This is a genomic window from Pseudomonas sp. Eqa60 (assembly GCF_018326405.1).
Lineage (GTDB): Bacteria > Pseudomonadota > Gammaproteobacteria > Pseudomonadales > Pseudomonadaceae > Aquipseudomonas > Aquipseudomonas protegens.
The window spans coordinates 1224669-1245992 of record NZ_AP024342.1; the positions used below are offsets into that span (position 1 = coordinate 1224669).

Genomic DNA, 21324 nt, shown 5'->3' on the forward strand with positions numbered 1-21324 from the left:
TCCTCCGCTTAGAGACCGGCGGCCATGGCTTTGTCGATCAGCCAGTTCATCGACGGGCCGCGGTCGCTGCTGACTTCCACCGGGCGGCCGGCGAAGGCGCTGCTCAGGGGCGCGTCGGGCTTGATCTGTACGCGGATGTCGGAGGACAGGTCGTTGCTGTTGAGGCTGGCGCTGCTGACGATGGTGCCGGTGCGCACTTCATCCTCGCCGGCGATCTGGAAGTTGACCTTGGTGCCCGGGCGCACGTCGCCGAACTGGCGGTAGGAGAACCGCGCCTCGACATTGGCCAGGCTATTGCGCGGCACCAGCTGGAAGATCACGTCGCCCTTGCTGGCGTACTGCCCGTCGGCCACCAGTTGCTGGGCCACGGTGCAGTCGCAGGGGGAGGTCAGGGTGCCGGTCATCTGCTTGCCGAACAGTTCCTCGACCTTGGCCGGTTGCAGCTGGTTTTCGTCCAGGTGGCCCTTGAGCACGTCCAGCATGCTGGTGCTGAAGCTGGCCAGGGGCGCGCCTTTGGCGACGCTGCCATCGGTCTGCACCAGGCTCTGCACGGTGCCGTCGCGCGGCATGGTGACGTTCATCCCCGGAACGTTGACCAGGCCGGCCTCGGCGTGGCTGACGAAGTACATGCCGTACACCGACTTGAGGATGAAACCGAAGGCGGCAAGGCCGACGATGAAGATCCCGGCGCTGAAGGTCACCGCCCGCAGGCGCCCCAGCGGAGTCATGCCGCTGCCGCTGTCCTTGTTCTTGCGCGCCTTGGTGAAGTTGTCCCGCTGCAGGGTGGCGAGCACGTCGCCCATGCTGACGATGTCGCCGGCCAGGTGCGAGGTGATCAGGTGGCGCAGGGTGGAGATGTCTTGGGGTTCGAGGTTTTGGAACTGGCAACCGACCCGGCCGCTCTGGCGATCGAAGGAGCGGACCTGCAGCTCGACGTCCATGGCCAGGCCGAGGTTGTCGATGACAAATTGCAGGCGGCCCTTGTGCACTTCGCCCACGGTCAGCATCTGCTGCCCGGCGTTGAAGCTCAGGCCGCCGGCGGAGAGGTCGTGGACCCGCACTTCAAGAGGCTTGGCCTCGGTTCCGAAGAAGCGCAGCTTGGCCGGGATCTTGACCCGGGCGTGCTGGCGTTGGGCTTCGGATTCATGCACTACATTGACGTTCACGGCGGTGTTCATAGAGTCGATTTCCTAGTTAATTCAGGCAAGGCGGTTCAGACCATCAGCAGCAGGACAGCGACGAACACGCTGCCGGCCGAGAAGGTCATGGTCCGAGACGACCAGGTGTTGAACCAACGTTGAAAACTGGCCAGGTCGCGGGTCAGCTTGGTGTCCTGGCGGGTCCAGGATTGCTGGTCGAGGCGGAAGAACACGTAGATCTTCACCAGCGCGCCGACGATCTGGTTGTAATAGAGAATCAAGGGGTAGGCCGGGCCGATGCGGTGCCCCGAGCAGGACAGCAGCAGGGTCAGGATCAGGCGGGTAATGCCGATCCACAGCAGGTAGGCCAGGATGAAGGCGGTGCCGTACTTGAAGCTGGCGATGATCGCCACGGTCAGGCCCAGCAGCGAGGTCCACATCGACACGCGCTGGTCGAACAGCACCACGCTGGTGAACAGCCCCAGGCGTTTCATGCCCAGGCCGAGGGCCCGGGAGTTCTGCCGCAGGTTGTTGCCGTACCAGCGGAACATCAGCTTGCGGCTGGCCTTGATGAAGCTCTTCTCCGGCGGGTGCTCCACGGTGTTGATTGCCGCGTCAGGCACGTAGAAGGTGTCGTAGCCCAGGCGCATCAGGCTGAACCAGCTGGACTTGTCGTCGCCGGTAAGGAACTTGAAGCGGCCCAGGCGCCAGTGCTGCAGGGAGTCGCTTTCCACGTCGGCGATGAAGTCCGGGTCGGTGACCACGGTGGCGCGGAACACCGACATGCGCCCGGTCATGGTCAGCACGCGCTTGGACAGGGCCATGGAGCACATGTTGATGTGGCGCTGGGCGAAGCGCAGCTTGTGCCATTCGCTCATGATGTAGCCGCCGCGCACTTCGCAGAATTCGTTGGTGGTCAGGCCGCCGACATTGCCGAACAGCTGGAACCAGGGCACGGTCTTGCGTACCACGCCTTCGCCGAGCACGGTGTCACCGTCGATCACCGCTACCACGGCGCGGCTGTCCGGCAGGTGGCGGGAGATGGCACGAAAGCCGAAGGCCAGGCCATCACGCTTGCCGGTGCCGGGGATGCGCACGAAGTCCAGCTTGACCCGCTCCGGCGGGTTCATCCGCGCCCACAGGCTTTTCACCAGCAGCTCGTCGGACATTTCCACGATCGAGCAGACCACGGTGGTGGGGAAGCCGCAGTCGATGGCTTCACGGATGACCGAGCCGTAGACCTGGGCGGTGGTCAGCGCGTCTATCCGGAAGCTGGTGACCATCAGGTACACATGGGACGGGTCCGCCGCGCTGCCGAGCTTGCGCACCTTGCGCCGCAGGTGCGGGTAGACCACGTAGAGAAACAGCATGCCGCGCACGAAGTGCGTGGCACCCATCGAGTAGCGCCAGATGCCCACGGCGCCAATCAGGAAAATGAAGTCCTTGGACTGTGAGTCGAAGGTCGAGGCGGGCAGCAACAAGGCCATGCCCATCAGCAAACTCGAGTAGAACAGCCAACCGGCGGCCTGAAGCAGGCCGTGCTTTAGCCTGTGCATAATCTGCGTCCATCAAGGTCTCGGGCGAGCCTGTGGGGTGGCCCGAGGGGGGTTAAGGCAGGCATGGAGATCTGGGAGGGCCAGATCGCTGGCCAGCCAGCTCCTACGGGGATGGGGTAGGAGCCGGCTGGCTGGCGAACCCTTACCAGCAGATCCCTTCGGTACGGCCTTTGCTGCAGGTAGCCTTGGACATGAAGCCCACCAGGTCGATGACCTGCTTGCCGTGGGGCACGTCTTCGGCCAGGGCGCGGAACTTCTCGTCGCGGTTGCCGAGAATGATCACGTCGGAGTTGCCGATTACCGCGTCGAAGTCCGAGTTGAGCAGGGACGAAACGTGGGGGATCTTCGACTCGATGTAGTCCTTGTTGGCGCCGTGAACCCGGGCGTACTCGACGTTGCTGTCGTAGATGCTCAGGTCGAAGCCCTTGCCGATGAGCATTTCCGCCAGTTCCACCAGCGGGCTCTCGCGCAGGTCGTCGGTGCCGGCCTTGAAGCTCAGGCCCAGCAGGGCGACCTTGCGCTTGTCATGGCTGGAAACGATGTCGAAGGCGTTCTGCACCTGGGATTCATTGCTGCGCATCAGCGAGTTGAGAAGGGGCGCCTCAATGTCCAGGGAGCCGGCGCGGTAGGTCAGGGCGCGCACGTCCTTGGGCAGGCACGAGCCGCCGAAGGCGAAGCCCGGGCGCATGTAGTACTGGGACAGGTTGAGGGTCTTGTCCTGGCAGACCACGTCCATCACTTCACGGCCGTCCACGCCCACCGCCTTGGCGATGTTGCCGATCTCGTTGGCAAAGGTGACCTTGGTGGCGTGCCAGACGTTGCAGGTGTACTTGATCATCTCGGCGACTTCGATGTCCTTGCGGATGATCGGTGCATCGAGCTCTTCGTACAGCGCTTGCAGCACATCACCGGAGGCCTGGTCGAACTGGCCGATCACGGTCATGGGCGGGAAGTCGTAGTCCTTGATCGCGGTGCTTTCACGCAGGAACTCGGGGTTCACCGCGACGCCGAAATCCACCCCGGCCTTCTTGCCCGAGCAGTCTTCGAGGATCGGGATCACCACGTTCTTCACGGTGCCCGGCAGCACGGTGCTGCGCACCACGATGGTGTGGCGGGTGGCCTTGTCGCGCAGGACGAAACCGATCTCGCGGCACACCGATTCGATGTAGTCCAGTTCCAGGTCGCCGTTCTTCTTGCTCGGGGTACCGACGCAGATCATCGACAGGTCGGTATCGCGAATGGCCTCGGCGAAGTTGGTGGTGCCACGCAGACGAGCGGTCTGGATTCCTTGCGCCAGAAGTTCGCCCAGGCCCGGTTCGACGATCGGCGACTTGCCGGCGTTGATCAGGTCGATCTTGTCTTTGGAGATATCTACGCCAACCACTTCATGGCCCCGTGCGGACAGGCAACCGGCACATACTGCACCGACGTAACCCAAACCAAATATGCTGATGCGCATCGCATTTACCTCTGTGTTATTCACGCCATTAGATGGCCGGAGTTAATGTTTGCCAGCTGTTGTTGCGCACTCGGAAGTCCAGCGAAGTACGCTGTAGTACCGTGTGCAGGCAGACTAAGTTCCGAGTGACTAAATAAATGCACTCAAGTTGTGCGCAACCGATCCATGTTGTTTTGACTTGCCCTTGAATGTTGCCGGCGGCTCCTGCTGCAGGTCCCTCGAGAAAAACCATCCGCGTTCCTGTGGATGGCTGGATGCCACGTAGTACGGGCTCTCCAGTTGTTTTCGGGGGCCTTGAAGGCCAGCTGTTCCTTGGCTCGTTAGGGGATAGTTGAGGTGCCTTATCTCCGTTTGTTTACCCTTTAGTTCAAGTTTGTGACTCGTTGGTCAAATCAATGTTGCAACTTGATTAGTTCCTCGTGAGTCCGTGTAAGTCATCTCCTACAACCTCGTTGAGAATCGTTACCGGTGGTATGAGCGGTGTCTGAAGGCATAGTTCCTGCCCGCTCATCCTGTTTTTCGAAATTTCTTGAAATATTGAGAAAGATGGCACTGCTCTCAAACTGATAGCACTAACGGTTTGAGCCTTTAGTTATGGGGAGTTGAAGCGAGGGGATATTTTTGTGCCACTACCGAATAAAAAAAGTGGTGCCACTACTGAAAAAAATCAGGGCTGTCGAGTGAAATAAAAGTTAGGCAAAACGCTGAAAGTTCTATGGCGCCAGAAAATTGGCTTATTAAAGGCGGGGAATGTGCGGATGATCACATTCTGGCGCGCTCGCCGGTTGGAAGGGAGCGCGGCAGGGGAACGCTTTATTCCGGTGCGTGGTCGCGCAGGAATACCAGGGTGTCGGCTTTGGACTGCTCCGCGCTGAAGCGGTAGCCCTGGACGTCGAATTGCTTGAGCTGAGCGGGGTCGTTGATGCGCTCCTGGATGACGAAGCGGCTCATCAGGCCACGGGCTTTCTTGGCATAGAAACTGATGATCTTGTACTGGCCGTTCTTCAGGTCCTTGAACTCGGTATTGATGATCCGCGCGTTCAGGGCCGTGCGCTTGACCGCCGAGAAGTACTCGTTGGAAGCCAGGTTCAGCAGCAGGTCGTCACCTTGCTCGGCCAGAGCCTCGTTGAGCCATTCGCTGATGCGGGTGCCCCAGAAGGCGTACAGGTCCTTGCCCCGGGCGTTGGCCAGCTTGGTGCCCATTTCCAGGCGATAGGGCTGCATCAGGTCCAGGGGGCGCAGCAGGCCGTACAGGCCGGAAAGCATGCGCAGGTGTTGCTGGGCGTAGTCGAAATCCGCCTCGCTGAGGGTTTCGGCGTTGAGCCCGGTATAGACGTCGCCCTTGAACGCCAGCAGCGCCTGCTTGGCGTTGTCTGGAGTGAAGGCCGGGGTCCAGCTACCGAAGCGCGCGGCGTTGAGCCCGCCGATCTTGTCGGATACGTGCATCAGCTCGCTGATCTGCGCCGGGGTCAGTTCCCGCAGTTGCTGGATCAGTTCCTGGGAGTGGTCGAGGTATTGCGGCTGGGTGAAGCGCTGGGTAACCGGCGGTGTTTCGTAATCGAGGGTCTTGGCGGGTGAAATCACCATCAGCATGGGGTCGTCTCCTTTTGGCGTCGGGGGATTCTAGGGGCTCGGGCGCCCGGACTCCACCTATGATGGCGATAGTCATGACCGCTGATCGCGGTTCGCCGGCAAGCCGGCTCCCGCACGAGCCTGTAGGAGCCGGCTTGCCGGCGAAGGGGCCCTGATTCCTGGCACAGATCGGCTATAGTGCGGCGCGGGTTTTGTTCTGGAGGCATCCCTTTTGCGTATCGCGTTTCTCTTCTCGGCCTGGCTTCTGAGTTTCAGCGTGCTGGCAGCGCCCAATGATGTGGCGACCCTGGACCGCAGCACCTGGCCGGAAAAGCTCGACAATCCGACCCTGTTCGACGTCGCCTCGCGGGCCGAGATCCTCTCCTTCGCTCGCGCCTTGCTGATCAGCGAAGCCTGGGACGAAGCCTCGATGAAGCAGCGCCTGGGCCTGCGGATGATCAATATGGAGGCGATCTTTGAGCTGCGCGAGCATCTGTGGCAGCGCCTGCTGGATAACTACAACTTCGCCCAGCAGAGCTGCGACCAGGACGCGTCCTTCTGTTACCTGGTGGAAAACATGCAGCAGTTGCGCAAGCAGGCCGGCAAGTTCCATCTGGCGCAGGACTCCTACTACGCGCGCTGGGGCGAGCCGAGCCGGACCTTCCACGAGCAGTACCTGGACGAATTGCTGCGCAAGGCCGCGCTGTCACCGCAGACCAGCAGCGAAGTGCTGCGCTTTGGCGACTACGAGCGCAATGGCGACGAGCTCAATGACCGGCTGTTTCTGCTGACCTTCGACAGCGCCGCCAACCTGGCGCCGGACAACACGCCCTGGCTCACCAACTACCTGCGCAAGGCCAACCTCAGCGGCACCTTCTTCGTTCTTGGCAACGATATCCAGAACCGTCTCGACAAGGCTTCGGTGGCCAGCCTGCAATCCCTGTATTCCCGGCAGTGCGTTGGGGTCCAGGGGTGGGAATTCCGTTCCCACAGCCATTGGCAGGACTGGCAGTACTCGATCCAGCGCAGCGCCGACCTGGTGAAAAGCAAGCTGCCGGAAAACTACGTGCCGCTGTTCCGCCCGCCCTATGGCCAGCGTCGCGCCGACGCCCAGGGCTTCTTCAATGCCCAGGGCATGCAGGTGGCGCTATGGGACATCGACGCCCAGGATGGCGCCGGCAAGCTCAAGGCCGAGGACAGCGGGCAAAGAGTGTTGACCTTGATGCTGCTGTGGCGACGCGGGGTGATCGCCTTCAATGCCAAGCAGGATGGGGTCAAGAGCAGCCTGCCCTGGTTGCTGGCCCAGACCGCGCAGAGCGGCATCGGTTGGGAAGACTGCCAGGATGCATTTCGCTGAAACGAAACAGCCTGCGCAAACAGGGAGAAATGGCGGCTGAAGAGGGGAAAAATAGCGGGATTTCGAGGCAGGCGGACTTCCGACTTTAACGGTGCCCGGGCCACTCGCCAAGGGCTATTCGTCACTCTGCAAAATAAACATCAAAAAAGCGTCAAAGTGCTTTTTCCTGTCACGGCTTTTGGAGTATTACGAACTCAGACCGCCGAAACCTGCGACACAGGTGGCGTCTCCCAAGACTCCTTGTGTGTGCAGGTCACCTGAACCCCCGCGGGTGAATTCGGTGGCCCTTCGAGGCGCGATACCCCATGGTATTGCGTCGACTGGCTCCCACATAAGGTGACCGAGTATGGATGACCACGGACGTAGCTCTTCTTCCAACCAGCCAATCCTTTATGTACTCGATACCAATGTATTGATTCACGATCCAAACGCCTTACTGAATTTCGAAGAACACCACGTCGCCATCCCCATGACCGTCCTCGAAGAGCTGGACAAGCTCAAGAGCGGGCATCACAGCGTGGCCGCCGAATGCCGCCAGGCCATCCGCCTGATCGACAAGACCCTGGGTGAAGCCTCACCCGAGGACGTCGAGCTGGGCGTACCGATCCAGCGTGGCAAGAGCGGGCCCAAGGGCTTGCTGTCGATCCTCATGAGCAAGCGCAACGAGCCCACCAGCCTGTTGCCGGACAACCTCAACGACAACATCATCATCAACCAGCTGATCGACCTGCACGCGCGCAACAAGGACCTGCCCGTGGTGCTGGTGACCAAAGACATCAACATGCGCCTCAAGGCGCGGGCCTGCGGGATCGCCGCCGAGGACTACAGCACCGACCAGCTGGTGGACGATGTTTCCCTGCTGCCCAATGGTTTCCACAACATGAGCGGCTCGTTCTGGGACCGCGTAAGCAAGGTGGAAACCCGCCAGGACCATGGCCGTACCTGGCACCAGGTGCAGTTGATCGACAACCTGCCGGCGGTGCACATCAATGAATTCATCATCGACGAACAGGGCTTTGTCGGCTGGATCAAGGAAATCCGCGCCGATGTGCTGCTGATCCTCGACCTGCATCAGGAGCCCCTGTTGCACCAGGAGGCCTGGGGCCTGAAACCGCGGGACATCTACCAGGGCCTGGCGCTGTACGCGCTGCTCGATCCGGATATCCACCTGGTCAACCTGTCCGGCGCCGCGGGCTCGGGCAAGACCATCCTGGCCCTGGCCGCCGCTATCGAGCAGACCATGGTCAGCAAGCGCTACCGGCGCATCATCGCCACCCGCAGCGTGCAGGGGCTGGACCAGGAGATCGGCTTCCTGCCCGGCACCGAGGCGGAGAAGATGGAACCCTGGCTGGGCGCCATCACCGACAACCTCGAAGCCCTGCACATGGATGACGAGAACACCCACGGCAGCGTCGACTACATCCTCAGCAAGGTGCCGTTGCAGTTCAAATCCCTGAACTACATCCGCGGCCGCAGCTTCCAGCAGAGCCTGATCCTGATCGACGAATGCCAGAACCTTACCCCGCACCAGATGAAGACCATCATCACCCGTGCCGGCGCCGGTTCCAAAGTGGTGTGCCTGGGCAACCTGGCACAGATCGATACCCCCTACCTGTCGGCCACCAGTTCTGGCCTGACCTACCTCACCGAACGTTTCAAGGACTTCCCCAACGGCGTGCACATCACCCTGCAAGGGGTACCGCGCTCGATCCTGGCGGAATACGCCGAAAGCCATTTGTAACCTCACCCTGGAACACAACGGGCGGCCCTTGGGCCGCCCGTTGCACTTCTGGCGCAGGCTCAGGCCAGTTGCTGCAGTTCCTCCAGCTCGCTGGAGCGACTGTGGGTGCGTGCCATCAGGCTGTAGATCGACGGCAGCACGAACAGGGTGAACAGGGTGCCCACCAGCATGCCGATGACGATCACCAGCCCCAGGCCGAAACGGCTGCTGGCGCCGGCGCCGGAAGAAAACAGCAGCGGCACCAGCCCCACCACCATGGCGGCGGTGGTCATGAGGATCGGCCGCAGGCGGATCCGTGCCGCGCGGATAATCGCCTGGGCCGCAGTGCAGCCCAGGGACGCGCGCAGTTCATTGGCGAACTCCACCATCAGGATGCCGTGCTTGCTGATGAGGCCGATCAGGGTCACCAGGCCGATCTGCGTGTAGATATTGATGGTCGCCAGCCCCAGCGCCAGGGGAATCAGCGCGCCACAGATCGACAGCGGCACGGTGATCAGGATGATCAGCGGGTCGCTCAGGCTTTCGTACTGCGCGGCCAGCACCATGTAGATCACGATGAGGGCGAACAGGAAAGTCAGCAGCAGGGCATTGCCTTCGTGGATGAACTGCCGCGAATCGGCCTGCCAGTCATGGCTGAAACTGGCGGGCAGGGCCTGGCTTTGCTGCTGCAGGAAGGCCACCGCCTGGCCCAGGCTGACCCCCGGGGCGGGGATGCCCTGGAAGGTCGCGGCATTCTGCTGGTTGAACTGCTTGAGCTTGTTGGGCTGGATGCTGTCATGCAGGCTGACCACGGTGGACAACGGCACCTGGGTGCCGCTGTCGGTCTCCACATAGAAGCCGTTGAGGGCCTGGGGCGTCAGGCGCTGGGCCGCGGCGCTCTGGGGAATCACGTCGTAGGAGCGGCCTTGCAGGGCGAAGCGGTTGGTGTAGTTCTCGCCGATCAGCACCGCCAGGGTGGTGCCGATGTCCTGCATGCGGATGCCCAGGCTGTTGGCCTTGCTGCGATCGATGCGCACCTCGGTCACCGGGTTGTTGAACTCCAGGTCGCTGTCCACCACCGCGAACAGGCCGCTGGCCCGGGCCTGCTGCTTGATCTCTTCCATGGCCTGGAACAGCGAGCGGTAGTCCTCGGTGCTGCGGATCACCAGTTGCACCGGCAGGCCGCCGGTGGAGGCCGGCAGCGGCGGCAACTGGAAGACGAAGATCGAGTTGCCCTCGACCGCATCGACCTCCTGCTGCAACTGCTGCTGGATGCTGGCCGCGCTGCGCTGGCGTTGCGACCACTCGCTGAAGTTGACCCCGGCGAAACTGGCGGCCACGCCGTCGCTGCCATTGATGATCCAGGTGCTGACGGTTTCCGGCAGGCCCTGGAGGATCGCGTCCAGCTGGTAGGCATAGCGCTCGACATAGTCCAGGTTGGCGTGCTGCGGCGACTTGATCGCCAGCAGCAGGTTGCCCTGGTCTTCGTTGGGCGCCAGCTCCTTGCTGGCGTGGCCGTAGAGCCACGGCAGGCTGAGCAGCACCAGGGCGGCAAACGCCAGGACCGCGCCGCGCCAGCGCAGGGAACGCACCAGGCCGTGCTGGTAGAGACGTGCCAGCCAGTGGAAGAACTGCTCGGCCCAGCGGCTCATGCGGCCTTCCTGCTGCCCCGCCGGCAGCAGCGTGGCGCACATCACCGGGGTCAGGGTCAGGGCCACTACCCCGGAGATCAGCACCGCGCCGGCCAGGGTCAGGGCGAACTCCTTGAACAGCGCGCCGGTCAGCCCGCTCATCAGGCCGATGGGCATGTACACCGCAGCCAGGGTGATGGTCATGGCGATCACCGGCGAGGCGATTTCGCGGGCCCCGACAAAGGCCGCCTGCAACGGCGTGCGACCCTCCTTGAGGTGGCGGTGGATGTTCTCCATGACCACGATGGCATCGTCCACCACCAGGCCGATGGCCAGGACCATGGACAGCAGAGTCAGCAGGTTGATGCTGAAGCCGAACAGGTGCATCAGCGCCAGTGCGCCGACCATCGACAGCGGAATGCTGACCACCGGGATCAGCACGCTGCGGGCCGAGCCCAGGCACAGGTAGATGATCGCCACCACGATCAGGATGGCTTCGATCAGGGTTTCGATGACCTCGATGATCGAGGCCTGGATGAAGTGGGCGGTCTCGAACGCCAGGGCCACCTCCACTCCCGGCGGCAGGGTCTTCTGGATCTCCGGCAGCAGGCGCTTGATGTCGGCGACGATCAGCAGCGGGTTGCCCTTGGGCGTGGCATACAGGCCCAGGTGCACCGCCGGCTTGCCGTCCATCAGCGCACTGGTTTCATAGGACGCCGAGCCCAGCTCGACCCGGGCGATGTCCCGCAGGCGCAGCAGGTGGTCGCCACGGTTGCTGATGACCATGTCGCGAAACTCGTCGAGGTTGCTCAGGTCGGTGTTGACCTGGATCGACGAGATCACGTACTGGCCCTTGATCTGCCCGGGGGCGGCCTGGAAGTTGTTGGCGCGGATCGCCTGTTCCACCTGGGCCGCGCTGACGCCGTGGCCGGCCATGCGCTGCGGGTCCAGCCACAGGCGCATGGCCAGGCGCTGGCCGCCGAAGGTCTCGACCTTGGCCACGCCCTCGATGCTGGAAAACAGCGGCTGTACCACCCGGCTGAGGTAGTCGCTCAGCGCCGAGGCGGACAGCGAGCGGCTGGCGAAACCGACATAGGCCACGGCGGTGGCGTCCCCGGCGGAACGCTCGATCACCGGGTCGTAGGCCTGCTCGGGCAGGCGGTACTTGACCTGGTTGACCTTGGCGATCACCTCGCTCAGGGTCTTCGACGAATCCTGGTTGAGGGCCATGCGCAGGGTGATCAGGCTGCGCCCCTGGACCGAGGACGAGCTGACGTAGTCCACCCCCTCCACCGAGGCCAGGGACTGGTTGATCGGCTGGGTGACAAAGCCCTGCATCAGCTCAGCCGGCGCCCCGGGGTAGTCGGTGGTGACGCTGATCACCGAGCTTTCCAGCAACGGGTACTGGCGCACCGGCAGGTTGCTGTAGGCCTTGAGCCCCGCCAGCAGGATCAGCAGGCTGACCACCAGCGCCAGCACCGGGCGGCGGACAAACAGATCGGTGAACTTCACGGCTCTTCTCCCGCGGCCAGGGTCGTCGCACTGCCGCCGGCATCGCTGAGCACGCTGTGCTGCTGCGGTTCGATCGGGGCGCCGTCACTGAGCTTGATCTGCCCGGACGTCACCACTTGCGCGCCCGGCGCCAGGCCGCTGTCGATCACCACCCGGCCGGCATGCCGCGCGCCGGTTTTCACCGATACCCGCTGCACCGTCGGCGCGCCCTGGGCATCCTTGGCCGGCTGGACCACGAACAACTCTTCGCCGTAGGCGTTATAGGTCACCGCGGTTTCCGGCACGCTCAAGGTGCCGCTGGGCAGCGGCTGGGCCAGCCGCACACGGGCGAACATATGGGGCAGGGCGCTGGCTGGCGGGTCTTGCAGGCGCGCCTGGATGCTCAGGGTGCGGGTGCGATCGAGAAACGGATCGACAGCGCTCACTTTGGCGCTGAGCACCTGCCCGGGCAGGGCGTCGAGAAGCACTTCCAGGGTCGCCCCTGGCGTGACCTGGGCCAGCGCCTGCTCGGGCACGCTGAAGTTGACGTACAGGCCCTTGTCGCCAATCAGGTTGATCAGTACGTCCCCGGGGTTCACGTATTGCCCCAGGTGCACCTTGCGAATGCCCAGGGTGCCGGCAAAGGGCGCGCGAATGGTGCGCTGCTCGATTTCCGCGGTCAGCGCCTGCAAGGCGCCCTTGGCGGTGGACAGCTCGGTCTGGGCATTGTCGAAGGCTTCCCTGGAGGTGGCGTTGACCGACACCAGGCGCCGCGAGCGTTCGAGGCGGATCCGGGCGTTTTCCATTTCCCCTTGCAGGCGCACCAGGTTGCCGCGCTGGGGCGCGTCGTTGAGCTGGACCAGGACCTGGCCGCGTTCGACCCGCTGCCCTGACTGGATCGGCAGGTTGACGATGCGCCCGCCGATTTCCGCCGGCACGCTGACTTGCTGGATCGCCTCCAGTTCGCCGATGGCTTCCAGGTAGTTGGGGAAGGGCAGGGTACTGGCCGTGGCCACGGCGACCTTGACCGGTGCCTGTGCATAGGCCTGGGGGCCGGGCCGGGCCCCGTGCCACAGCCACCCGGCCAGCAGGCCGACGGTCAGCAGCGCCGCGATCAGCGCCAGCCATGCGCGCAGGGAGGGGGGCTTGGTTACACCGACGGACACCATGACATTCACTCCTTGACGTCAGTTGCAGTTTCAGTAGATCGGCCAGCAACCGGGGGTGAGCAGCTCGACGAGGTTTTCATCCGGGTCGCGGAAATAGATGCTGGAGCCGCCCTTGGGCCATTCGGTACGACCTTCCAGGGGAATGCCGGAGCGGGCCAGGCGTTCCTTCCAGCCGGGCAGGTCCTGCTTGTCGATGGCAAAGCACACATGGATCCGCCCGTTGGCATCGTGGGGCGGGATCTCGCCGCCGCTGAGGTATTTGGTGTGCAGCGAGGCGCCCCGCTTGAACAGCAACAGGGTATTCTGGCCGCCGATGTTCAGCGCCACGAGGACATCACTCTCGACCATGACTTCCAGCTGGAAGGTTTTTGCGTAGAATTCTTTCGCGATGTCGAGATCGTTCACATAAAGGGCTGTTTCAATAATTCGTTTGAGTTGCAGCATGTGTTGCTCCTTTTGGGACCTTGCTCCCTGAGTTGGAAATGACAGGATGGTCACGGTCTTACTGCGCAATATCGATTTGAACCTGCTGGTGGTGCTTGATGCCCTGCTGACAGAAAAACATGTCACCCGCACGGCCTTGCGCCTGCACTTGAGCCAGCCGGCCATCAGCCACTCGTTGAGCAAGTTGCGCGGGTTGCTGGATGACCCGATCCTGATTCGCCGGGGCAGCGAACTGGTGCTCAGTTCCCTGGCCCAGAACATCCAGCAGCCGCTGCGGGAAATCCTCGGCCAGATCGAAACCCTGTTCGGCAAGTCCATCGACTTCGACCCCGCCAGTTCCCAGCGCATCTTCACCCTGGCGATGTCCGACTACGGCGCCGCGTTGGTACTGCCCAACCTGATGGTGCGTTTGCGCCGCGATGCGCCGAACACCACCTTGGTGGTGACCCAGGACACCCGGCACGGAATGTTCGAGCAGGTTTCCCAGGGCAAGATCGACCTGGCCCTGGGGGTGTTTCCCAACCTGTCCGGCGACATTTCCACCGAGGTACTGTTCGAGGAAACCTTCTCCTGCCTCCTCGATCGACGCACATTGCCGGCCGACGGCACGCTGGACCTGGACAGCTACCTGGCCCGGCCACACATCCTGGTGTCGATGGATGGCAGCGCCAACGGCGAGGTGGACAGCCTGCTGCGCGACGAAGGGCTGCAGCGGCGGATAGCCGTGAGCGTGCCCCATTGGCGCACTGCCCCCAGCATGATTCACAACACCGACCTGATTCTCACGGTGGCCACTCGCACCCTGGACGAAGCGCTGCTTAACCAGGACCTGATCCAGCTGCGACCGCCGTTGCCGATTCCGCCGTTTCCCTTCGTGCAGATCTGGCATCAGCGTTTCGACAATGAACCGGCCCATGTCTGGTTGCGCGAACAGGTCAAGCAGGTGGTCGCTCATAGCGCGCTCGGCGGCTGAGCCGGCCGCAGGCGCAGACGCAGGTCCGGCCCCAGCTGGCTGACGTCATACAGGGCAAAGTCCAGGGCCTCCTCCAGGCGGTCGAAGCACGGCAGGTGCACCAGCGGCCGGGCCAGATCCCCCAGCAGGCGCGGAGCCACGTACAACAGCAACTCATCCACCAGATGCGCCTTGAGCAGGTTGCCGGCCAGTGTCGGGCCGGCTTCCACCAGCAGGTCGTGCAGGCCGCGCTGGCTGAGGTTGTGCAGCAACTGCTCAAGGTGCAGGCCCTGGTCGTCCCCGGGCAGCGCCATGACCTGCTCGCTGTCGCTGCTGGCCAGCGGGCACTCCCGGTGCACCACGTGCAGGCTCGGCGCCTGGTCGTTGAACACCCGCGCCGTGGCGGGCACCCGGCCCTGGCTGTCGAGCACCACACGTACTGGCGCCAGGGCCTCCGGGGAGGACAGCTGGCGTACCGTGAGCAGTGGGTCGTCCGCCAGGACGGTACCGCTGCCGGTGAGGATCGCCGAGCTGCGGGCCCGCCAATACTGCACGTCGGCCCGGGCCCGGGTGCTGGTGATCCACTTCGAGCGCCCATTGTCCAGGGCCGTGCGCCCGTCCAGGCTCATGCCCATTTTCAGTTGCACCCAGGGCCGCTGGCGCCGCACCGTGGACAGAAAGCCGCGGTTCAACTCCTGGGCCGCCGATTCCAGCAGGCCGACCCGCACCTCGATTCCGGCGTTGCGCAGTTGGGCGATGCCCTGGCCGTTGACCTGTTCGAACGGGTCCTGATGGGCCACCACCACGCTGTGCACGCCGCTGTCGATCAGGGCCTGATGGCAGGCACCGGTGCGTCCGACATGGCTGCAGGGTTCCATGGTCACGTAGGCGGTGGCCCCCCGCGCCAGGCCACCGGCCTGGCGCAGGGCGAACACCTCGGCGTGGGGCCCGCCGGCCCGCCGATGCCAGCCTTCGCCGACCACTTGCGAGCCATGGGCGATCACGCAACCCACCCGCGGATTGGGCCAGGTGGAGTGGCTGCCCCGTTCTGCCAGGGACAGGGCGTGCTGCATGTGCTGGAAGTCGACTTCGCTGAAGTAGGTCATGGGCGCGCCGACTGGACAGCGGCCGGGGGCGTGATCGGGTAGATCCGGCCGTCGTAGGCGCTGGCCAGGAAACCTTCGCCGCTGGCGTCATGGATCAGGCAGGAAATGCCGCTGGCGGTGGGTTTCTCCACGCTGGCCCAGACGCGCTTTTTCAGATCGAAGACGGCCACGGTGCCGCCGTAGCTGCCGGTGGCGATCATCGAGCGGTCGCGGGAGATGGCGATGCACTTGATCGAGTGGCTGTGGGGCGTGTCGAACACCTCGCTGGCGCCATCGCGCCACAGGCGCAGTTTCAGGTCGCGACCGATGCTGGCGAAGCCGCCCTGGATCTGCGTGCAGCCGTTGGAGATCCGCTCGTGGGCCTTGTCCAGGTAGGTTTCCAGGCCGAAGTCGGCAATCCGGAAGAAGGCCGCGGCTGCGGTGGCGCACACGCTGAAAATGTAGGTTTCATCGGCGGCGATGCCTTTGATGGCGTTCTCATGCATGCGCACCTGGGTGACGAAGCGCGGCTGCTGCTGGTCCAGGCAGAAGATCAGCGCTTCGCCGGTGTAGGTGCCGATAGCTGCGTGCAAGGCACCGTCCTTGATGAAGGTGGTGCCGCAGTTCAGGGGCGAGCGGTGCTGGTACAGGGTGGCGCCGGTGCGGGCGTCGAACACCGTGCCCATCTGGCCGCCGGTCAACACACTGTCGCCAAAGGGCAGGAGGAAGTTGCACAGGCTGCCGGCCTTGATGCTGGGTTGGCCGTTGATGTGCAGGATGCCGGCGTCGCCGATGCTGTAGACGTCTTCGCCGACCACCGCCACGGCGTTGAGGCTGACCGCCGGTTCGATGCCGCTGAGGTCCCAGGTCTGGGTGGCGAAATCCCAGGTGGCATAGCGTGAGCCGAAGGTGACGAAGGCGATGCGATGGCTGCCCAGCAGCGCGCAACTGCGTGGCCAGATGATGCTCGGCAGGGAGGTTTCCGCGGTCTTGACCAGGGTGCCGTCCTGCTTGAGGTGCCAGAGCATGACCGAGCGGTCGTAGCTGAGGCTGATCAGCAGGCGCTGGCTGTCGTCCCAGATGATGCGCTTGATCCCGGCGCTGTGGGCGGGCTGCAGCAGGGTGCCGCGGGGGCTGATGATGGATATCTTGCCTTCGTCGTCGCCGGCGAAAATGATGCCCTCGCGGGACAGGGCCACGGTGTCGGTTTCCACGCCGCCCAGGTCGATGGTTTCCAGCTGTTGCCCGGTATTGGCATCCCAGCGCCGGATCGAACCGTCATCGCTGCTCGACACCAGGGTCTGGCCATCGGCCGACCAGCACACCGAGATCACGTCGGCGGTGTGGCCGTGGAGGATCCGCAGGGTCTGGCCGCTGAGGTTGAACAGGCGGATGCTGTGGTCCCGGGAGCAGGTGGCGATGGTCTGGCCGTCCGGGGAGAAGGCGGCCATCTCGATGTCGTCGTCATGGCCGATGAGCACGGTCTTCAGGCGCAGGGACGGCACTTCCCAGACCCGCGCGGTGTAGTCGCTGCTGGCGCTTACCAGCAGCGTGCCGGCGGCGTTGAATGCGCACTGGTTGGCCAGGTGATCGTGAAGGACCCGCTGGATCGGGGTCCGGGTCCTGGCATCCCAGAGGATCACCTGGTTGTCGTAGCCGGCGGTGGCGACGTAGGTGTCCTTGAACGTGGCGATGCCGCTGATGGGCCCGAAATGTCTCATGATTATTGTCCTTAATAATGCGTTGGCGGATGACGGGCAGCCGTCCCCCGGCCCGCGGGCTCCGGGGGAGGCAGGCTCTTCTATTTGATGAGATCGATGAGGTGGTGCTTCTTGTCTTTCTTGGCTTGCAGGTAGTGGCTGTTGTGCCGGGTGAGGAAGACCCCGGTGGGGATGGTGCTGTCCACGATGATGCCGTTGTCCTTCAGGGCCTGGACCTTGTCCGGGTTGTTGGTGATCAGGCGGCAGTGCTGCACGCCCAGGGCCTTGAGCATCCTGGCGGCCATGGAGAAGTCCCGGCCGTCCTCGGGGAAGTTCAAGTGGCTGTTGGCTTCGAAGGTGTCCATGCCGCCGTCTTGCAGGCGGTAGGCATCCAGCTTGGCGTACAGGCCGATGCCCCGGCCTTCCTGGCGCAGGTAGATGAGGTAGCCGCCTTCTTCCTGCATGCGCGAGATGGACTCGCTCAGTTGCGGGCCGCAATCGCAGCGCTGGGAGTTGAAGACATCGCCGGTCAGGCATTCGGAATGAATGCGCACCAGGGGGCTGTGTTCGCTGGCGGGGCCCAGCTTGATCAGGATGTGTTCATGGGCCGCCTCCAGGCCGCTGAAACTGTAGAAAGTGCCGGGGGTGGGCGAGTCGTTCAGGGGGATGTCGACCTGGTTTCTGATGCTGAGTGTGTTCATGGAAATCCCTTCCGTTCTTTGACGTTGAACGTGTAATTGTTTGGTTGCAAAAGTAGAAATGCCGGGTCAGAGGCTCTCGGCGAGCCTGAAGCCCATCACGTAGATCTCCCTGGGGTATTTGCCGTGTCGACGGCAGTTGCGGGTCAAGTCGCGAAAGCGCGTGAAGCTGCCGCCGCGGGCAATCCGGTGGGTGCCGACCACGGTCACCAGGTCGTCGATGACGGCGTTGCCGCCGGGGTAGGGGGCGTAGTCATCGGCCACGTATTCTTCGACGTTTCCGGCCATGTCCATGCAGCCGAAGGGCGATGCGCCCTCGGGCAGGGCACCTACCGGGGTGGTGGCGAACAGGCCCATTTCCGCGGTGTTGGCGTGCAGGGGCAGAAACTGGTCGCCCCAGGGGTATTCGAGGTTTTCATGGCCGGCGGCGGCAAACTCCCATTCCGCTTCGCTGGGCAGGCGGAACGAGCGACCGGTACGGGCCGCCAGCCACTGGCAGTAGACGTCGGCATCGCCGGCGCTCAGGCCATAGACCGGATGGTTGGCGCGTTCGCTGGGGAACTGGCCGAAAAGCCAGTTGCCGGGGATGGCGGGGTACTGCGAATCCTCCAGGAATGCCCGGTATTCCAGGTTGGTTACCGGGTACTTGCCAATGGCGTAGGGCTTGAGCTCCACCTGGTGGCGCGGGGCCTCCTTCTCGATCCAGCTGCGGTCCAGCCCCAGGCCCTGCATGCGCTGCAGCACCTGGTCGATGGCCGACTCCTCCAGGCCGATCTCGACCTGGCCGCCTTCGATGGTGATCATCGGCGGGTTGAGTACATCCAGGCGTGGGTCCATGGTCTGTGCCAGCAGCCGTGCCGAGGCCAGGCGCCATGACAGGGGAGCGTCAGGGTTTTCCACCCCCAGGGCCAACTGCTCCGCCGATTTGTCGGACAACTGCCGCCAGACTGCCAGGGGCAGCGAAAGCTCGATGCCTGGCTGAAAGTGTTCCGCGAGGCCCATCAATTGCCTGTCGGTCATTTCGGCTGTCAGGGGGCCGTCGAACACTGGCCAGTGAGCAAAACCCTTGGAATTCATAGTACTTCTTGTCCTGCATCTGGTTGAGGGGAGAGGGGCGGTCACAGGGTGCAGATCAGCCCGGTTTGCAGGCAGTTGCGCTCGAAATCGTCCCAGTAGCCGACGGGATGCTTGGCACGATTGGCGACGGAGATGATTGGCTTCTGCCACTGCAGCTTGGAGAAGCCGGCCTTGAGGATGGCGTGCTCGTAGGTGTCGCGGCTCCAGCGGTGGAAGGTGAAGGCGCTGGGCGGTTGGGTAACGAACTCGGCGTGATGGCGGAAGCCACCGGCATGGGCTTCTTCGCTGAGTACGTGGACGCCGTACTTGGTGAAGTTGCCGCGTTGCAACTCGAAGCCCGGGTCCACGGTGTAGGCGATGAGTTTGCCGCCGGGGACCATGTTCCTGGCCACGACCTTGAACATCTTTTCCAGCTCTTGTGGCGATTGCGCGTAATTGAACAGCCAGGCCGCAGTGACGCGGTCGAAGTGCCCCAGTACGCCCATGTCGCAGACGTTGGCGACGTGATACTCGATGGCCTCCTGGTTGCGCGCCGATTCCTTGCGTGCCAGTTCGATCATCGATGAGGAAATATCTACCCCGACCACCTTGCTGGCGCCCTGGTGGTAAAGCTCGCGGCCGAAGTAGCCGAAGCCGCAGGCCAGGTCCAGGACGGATTTGCCTTGGATGGCTCCCACCATATGGAAGAAGGTTTCGGTTTCTACCGAGCGTTGCGAGGCGGTGTCGGTAAAGTCTTCAAAGCGTTCACCGATGGAGTCATAAGTTGCAGCTTGACTGGTCATTGTTCACCTATCTGGTCGGCTGAGTGTTATTAACTTTCCGATGAGGAAATAGTTGGGCAGGTTGTTTCTGGTTGTTATCGGTTGTTGCGTTGTTCTTATGGCTAGCCGCGAGTGGTAATGATGAATCCACCAATGACGACTAATACGCCAATGAGTTTTTGCATGCTTATTGTTTGGCGTGGAAGACCGACCAAACCGAAATAGTCGATGAGCAAGGAAATGATCAGTTGTCCGACAATCACTGTCATGATGAAGTTGAGGGCCCCTAGGCGTGGCGCCATCAGTAGGGCGACGGTGATGTAGAACACACCGGCAATCCCGCCCATCCAGATCCACCAGGGGCCTTCCTGAGCGGCTGCGAAGTTGGGGCGAGGAACTTTAATAAAGATTATTACAGCAATAAGTGCCAGTAGGCTGACAAGTAGTGATACCCCGGTGGCCCATAGTGGATGGCCTAATAGGTGTCCAAGTCTTGAATTGGTTCCTGCTTGTAGTGGTACTGCGAAACCGGCCAGGAGGCTTAGGAGGATTGATATTAGAAATGCCATGTTTTTTCGTTTCCTTTTTCCGGGAAGTTGTACTTTTATTAATATAATGGCGCCAATTCTTTGTTCTTATGCTGGGTATTCGCCACGCTGATCGTCCTCTGGGACCCTGGGCCAGACAGGCCGGCTGACCATCTCGGGCAGGATTGTTTTCCCCCGGGGGGCGGGGCTGCAGGGTGCGGAAAACTGACCCGCGGGTTTACAATCGCCGCCACCAGATCAGGAGTAACGCCGTGCTGACTCATCTCGATTCCCAGGGGCGCGCCAATATGGTCGACGTCACCGACAAGGCCGTGACCTTTCGCGAGGCGGTGGCCGAAGCGCGGGTGCGCATGCTCCCGCAAACCCTGCAGATGATCGTCAGCGGCGGTCACCCCAAGGGCGATGTATTCGCCGTGGCGCGCATCGCCGGGATCCAGGCGGCAAAGAAAACCAGTGACCTGATCCCCCTGTGCCATCCGTTGATGCTTACCAGTGTCAAGGTCGAGCTCAGTGCCGAAGGCGAGGACTGCGTGCACATCGTTGCGCGTTGCAAGCTATCGGGGCAGACCGGGGTGGAAATGGAGGCGCTGACCGCCGCCAGCGTCGCCGCGCTGACCATCTATGACATGTGCAAGGCGGTGGACCGGGGCATGACCATCGACAGCGTTCGGGTGCTGGAGAAGCTCGGCGGCAAGAGCGGCCATTACCAGGCGGATCAGGCATGAAGATCTCGGTGAAGTTTTTCGCTCGCTACCGCGAGGCCCTGGGCATTGACGGGCTGGAGATCGAAGGCGTGTTCCAGCAGGTCGAGGATGTGCGCCAGGCGTTGCTGTCCCGGGACGGGGCCGAGGTATTGGCCGAGCAGAACCTGATGTGCGCCCGCAATGAAGAGCTGTGCCAGCTGGACGAACCCCTGGAAGACGGCGACGAAGTGGCGTTTTTTCCCACGGTGACCGGAGGTTGAG

At 63.0% G+C, this 21324-nt stretch carries 18 protein-coding genes; 5 read left to right on the forward strand and 13 right to left on the reverse strand.

The window, feature by feature from the left end:
- Positions 1–8: 8 nt before the first annotated feature.
- The 4 genes from KI242_RS05415 to yaaA form a co-directional block, all read right to left on the reverse strand.
- On the reverse strand, positions 9–1178 hold the full coding sequence (locus tag KI242_RS05415) for an alginate biosynthesis protein Alg44 (protein WP_011059375.1): 1170 nt from the start codon (positions 1176–1178) through the stop codon (positions 9–11).
- Between the two features lie 35 nt (positions 1179–1213).
- Complete coding sequence (gene alg8, locus KI242_RS05420) at positions 1214–2698, reverse strand: mannuronan synthase (RefSeq protein ID WP_162865005.1); 1485 nt, start codon at positions 2696–2698, stop codon at positions 1214–1216.
- Positions 2699–2837: 139 nt separating this feature from the next.
- Positions 2838–4154 (reverse strand): nucleotide sugar dehydrogenase, encoded by a 1317-nt coding sequence (locus tag KI242_RS05425; protein ID WP_011059377.1) that lies wholly within the window; start codon positions 4152–4154, stop codon positions 2838–2840.
- 813 nt (positions 4155–4967) lie between these two features.
- On the reverse strand, positions 4968–5747 hold the full coding sequence (gene yaaA, locus KI242_RS05430; RefSeq protein ID WP_015634239.1) for a peroxide stress protein YaaA: 780 nt from the start codon (positions 5745–5747) through the stop codon (positions 4968–4970).
- A gap of 211 nt (positions 5748–5958) precedes the next feature.
- Between yaaA and KI242_RS05435 the strand changes: the two genes are divergently transcribed.
- Positions 5959–7083: a polysaccharide deacetylase family protein gene (locus tag KI242_RS05435; protein WP_015634240.1), complete on the forward strand. Its 1125-nt coding sequence runs from the start codon at positions 5959–5961 to the stop codon at positions 7081–7083.
- A gap of 346 nt (positions 7084–7429) precedes the next feature.
- Positions 7430–8824, forward strand: a complete 1395-nt coding sequence (locus KI242_RS05440) for a PhoH family protein (RefSeq protein ID WP_011059380.1) — start codon at positions 7430–7432, stop codon at positions 8822–8824.
- 59 nt (positions 8825–8883) lie between these two features.
- On the opposite strand, the gene KI242_RS05445 is transcribed toward KI242_RS05440, so the two are convergent.
- The 3 genes from KI242_RS05445 to KI242_RS05455 are packed head-to-tail and all read right to left on the reverse strand — an operon-like array spanning position 8884 to position 13538.
- Entirely contained in the window at positions 8884–11946 is a 3063-nt protein-coding gene (locus tag KI242_RS05445; RefSeq protein ID WP_212805977.1) for a MexW/MexI family multidrug efflux RND transporter permease subunit, read from the reverse strand.
- Entirely contained in the window at positions 11943–13094 is a 1152-nt protein-coding gene (locus KI242_RS05450; RefSeq protein WP_015634242.1) for an efflux RND transporter periplasmic adaptor subunit, read from the reverse strand. The genes KI242_RS05445 and KI242_RS05450 overlap by 4 nt, the downstream gene beginning before the upstream one ends.
- A gap of 30 nt (positions 13095–13124) precedes the next feature.
- On the reverse strand, positions 13125–13538 hold the full coding sequence (locus tag KI242_RS05455) for a VOC family protein (protein WP_212805978.1): 414 nt from the start codon (positions 13536–13538) through the stop codon (positions 13125–13127).
- 46 nt (positions 13539–13584) lie between these two features.
- Between KI242_RS05455 and KI242_RS05460 the strand changes: the two genes are divergently transcribed.
- A complete protein-coding gene (locus tag KI242_RS05460) occupies positions 13585–14511 on the forward strand; it encodes a LysR family transcriptional regulator (protein ID WP_011059384.1) in 927 nt (308 codons plus the stop codon).
- Here the strand turns inward: KI242_RS05460 and ribD are convergent.
- From ribD to KI242_RS05490, 6 genes are all read right to left on the reverse strand, one after another.
- Positions 14490–15596, reverse strand: coding sequence for a bifunctional diaminohydroxyphosphoribosylaminopyrimidine deaminase/5-amino-6-(5-phosphoribosylamino)uracil reductase RibD (ribD, locus tag KI242_RS05465; protein ID WP_011059385.1), 1107 nt, complete (start codon positions 15594–15596; stop codon positions 14490–14492). The genes KI242_RS05460 and ribD overlap by 22 nt on opposite strands.
- On the reverse strand, positions 15593–17296 hold the full coding sequence (locus tag KI242_RS05470) for a WD40 repeat domain-containing protein (protein WP_015634244.1): 1704 nt from the start codon (positions 17294–17296) through the stop codon (positions 15593–15595). Before KI242_RS05470 ends, ribD begins: the two co-directional genes overlap by 4 nt.
- Positions 17297–17376: 80 nt before the next feature.
- Positions 17377–17976 carry a GTP cyclohydrolase II gene (gene ribA / locus KI242_RS05475; RefSeq protein ID WP_011059387.1) on the reverse strand — a complete coding sequence of 200 codons (600 nt, stop codon included), beginning with the start codon at positions 17974–17976 and terminating at the stop codon, positions 17377–17379.
- A gap of 66 nt (positions 17977–18042) precedes the next feature.
- Complete coding sequence (locus KI242_RS05480) at positions 18043–19050, reverse strand: SUMF1/EgtB/PvdO family nonheme iron enzyme (protein ID WP_183001362.1); 1008 nt, start codon at positions 19048–19050, stop codon at positions 18043–18045.
- A gap of 41 nt (positions 19051–19091) precedes the next feature.
- Positions 19092–19832 carry a class I SAM-dependent methyltransferase gene (locus KI242_RS05485; RefSeq protein ID WP_015634246.1) on the reverse strand — a complete coding sequence of 247 codons (741 nt, stop codon included), beginning with the start codon at positions 19830–19832 and terminating at the stop codon, positions 19092–19094.
- Between the two features lie 101 nt (positions 19833–19933).
- Positions 19934–20380 (reverse strand): DMT family transporter, encoded by a 447-nt coding sequence (locus KI242_RS05490; RefSeq protein WP_011059390.1) that lies wholly within the window; start codon positions 20378–20380, stop codon positions 19934–19936.
- Positions 20381–20610: 230 nt separating this feature from the next.
- Here KI242_RS05490 and moaC point away from each other — a divergent pair, with 230 nt between their 5' ends.
- Together moaC and KI242_RS05500 are read left to right on the forward strand one after the other, a co-directional pair.
- A complete protein-coding gene (gene moaC, locus KI242_RS05495) occupies positions 20611–21084 on the forward strand; it encodes a cyclic pyranopterin monophosphate synthase MoaC (RefSeq protein WP_011059391.1) in 474 nt (157 codons plus the stop codon).
- On the forward strand, positions 21081–21323 hold the full coding sequence (locus tag KI242_RS05500; RefSeq protein ID WP_011059392.1) for a MoaD/ThiS family protein: 243 nt from the start codon (positions 21081–21083) through the stop codon (positions 21321–21323). The genes moaC and KI242_RS05500 overlap by 4 nt, the downstream gene beginning before the upstream one ends.
- The last annotated feature ends 1 nt before the right edge of the window (position 21324 follow it).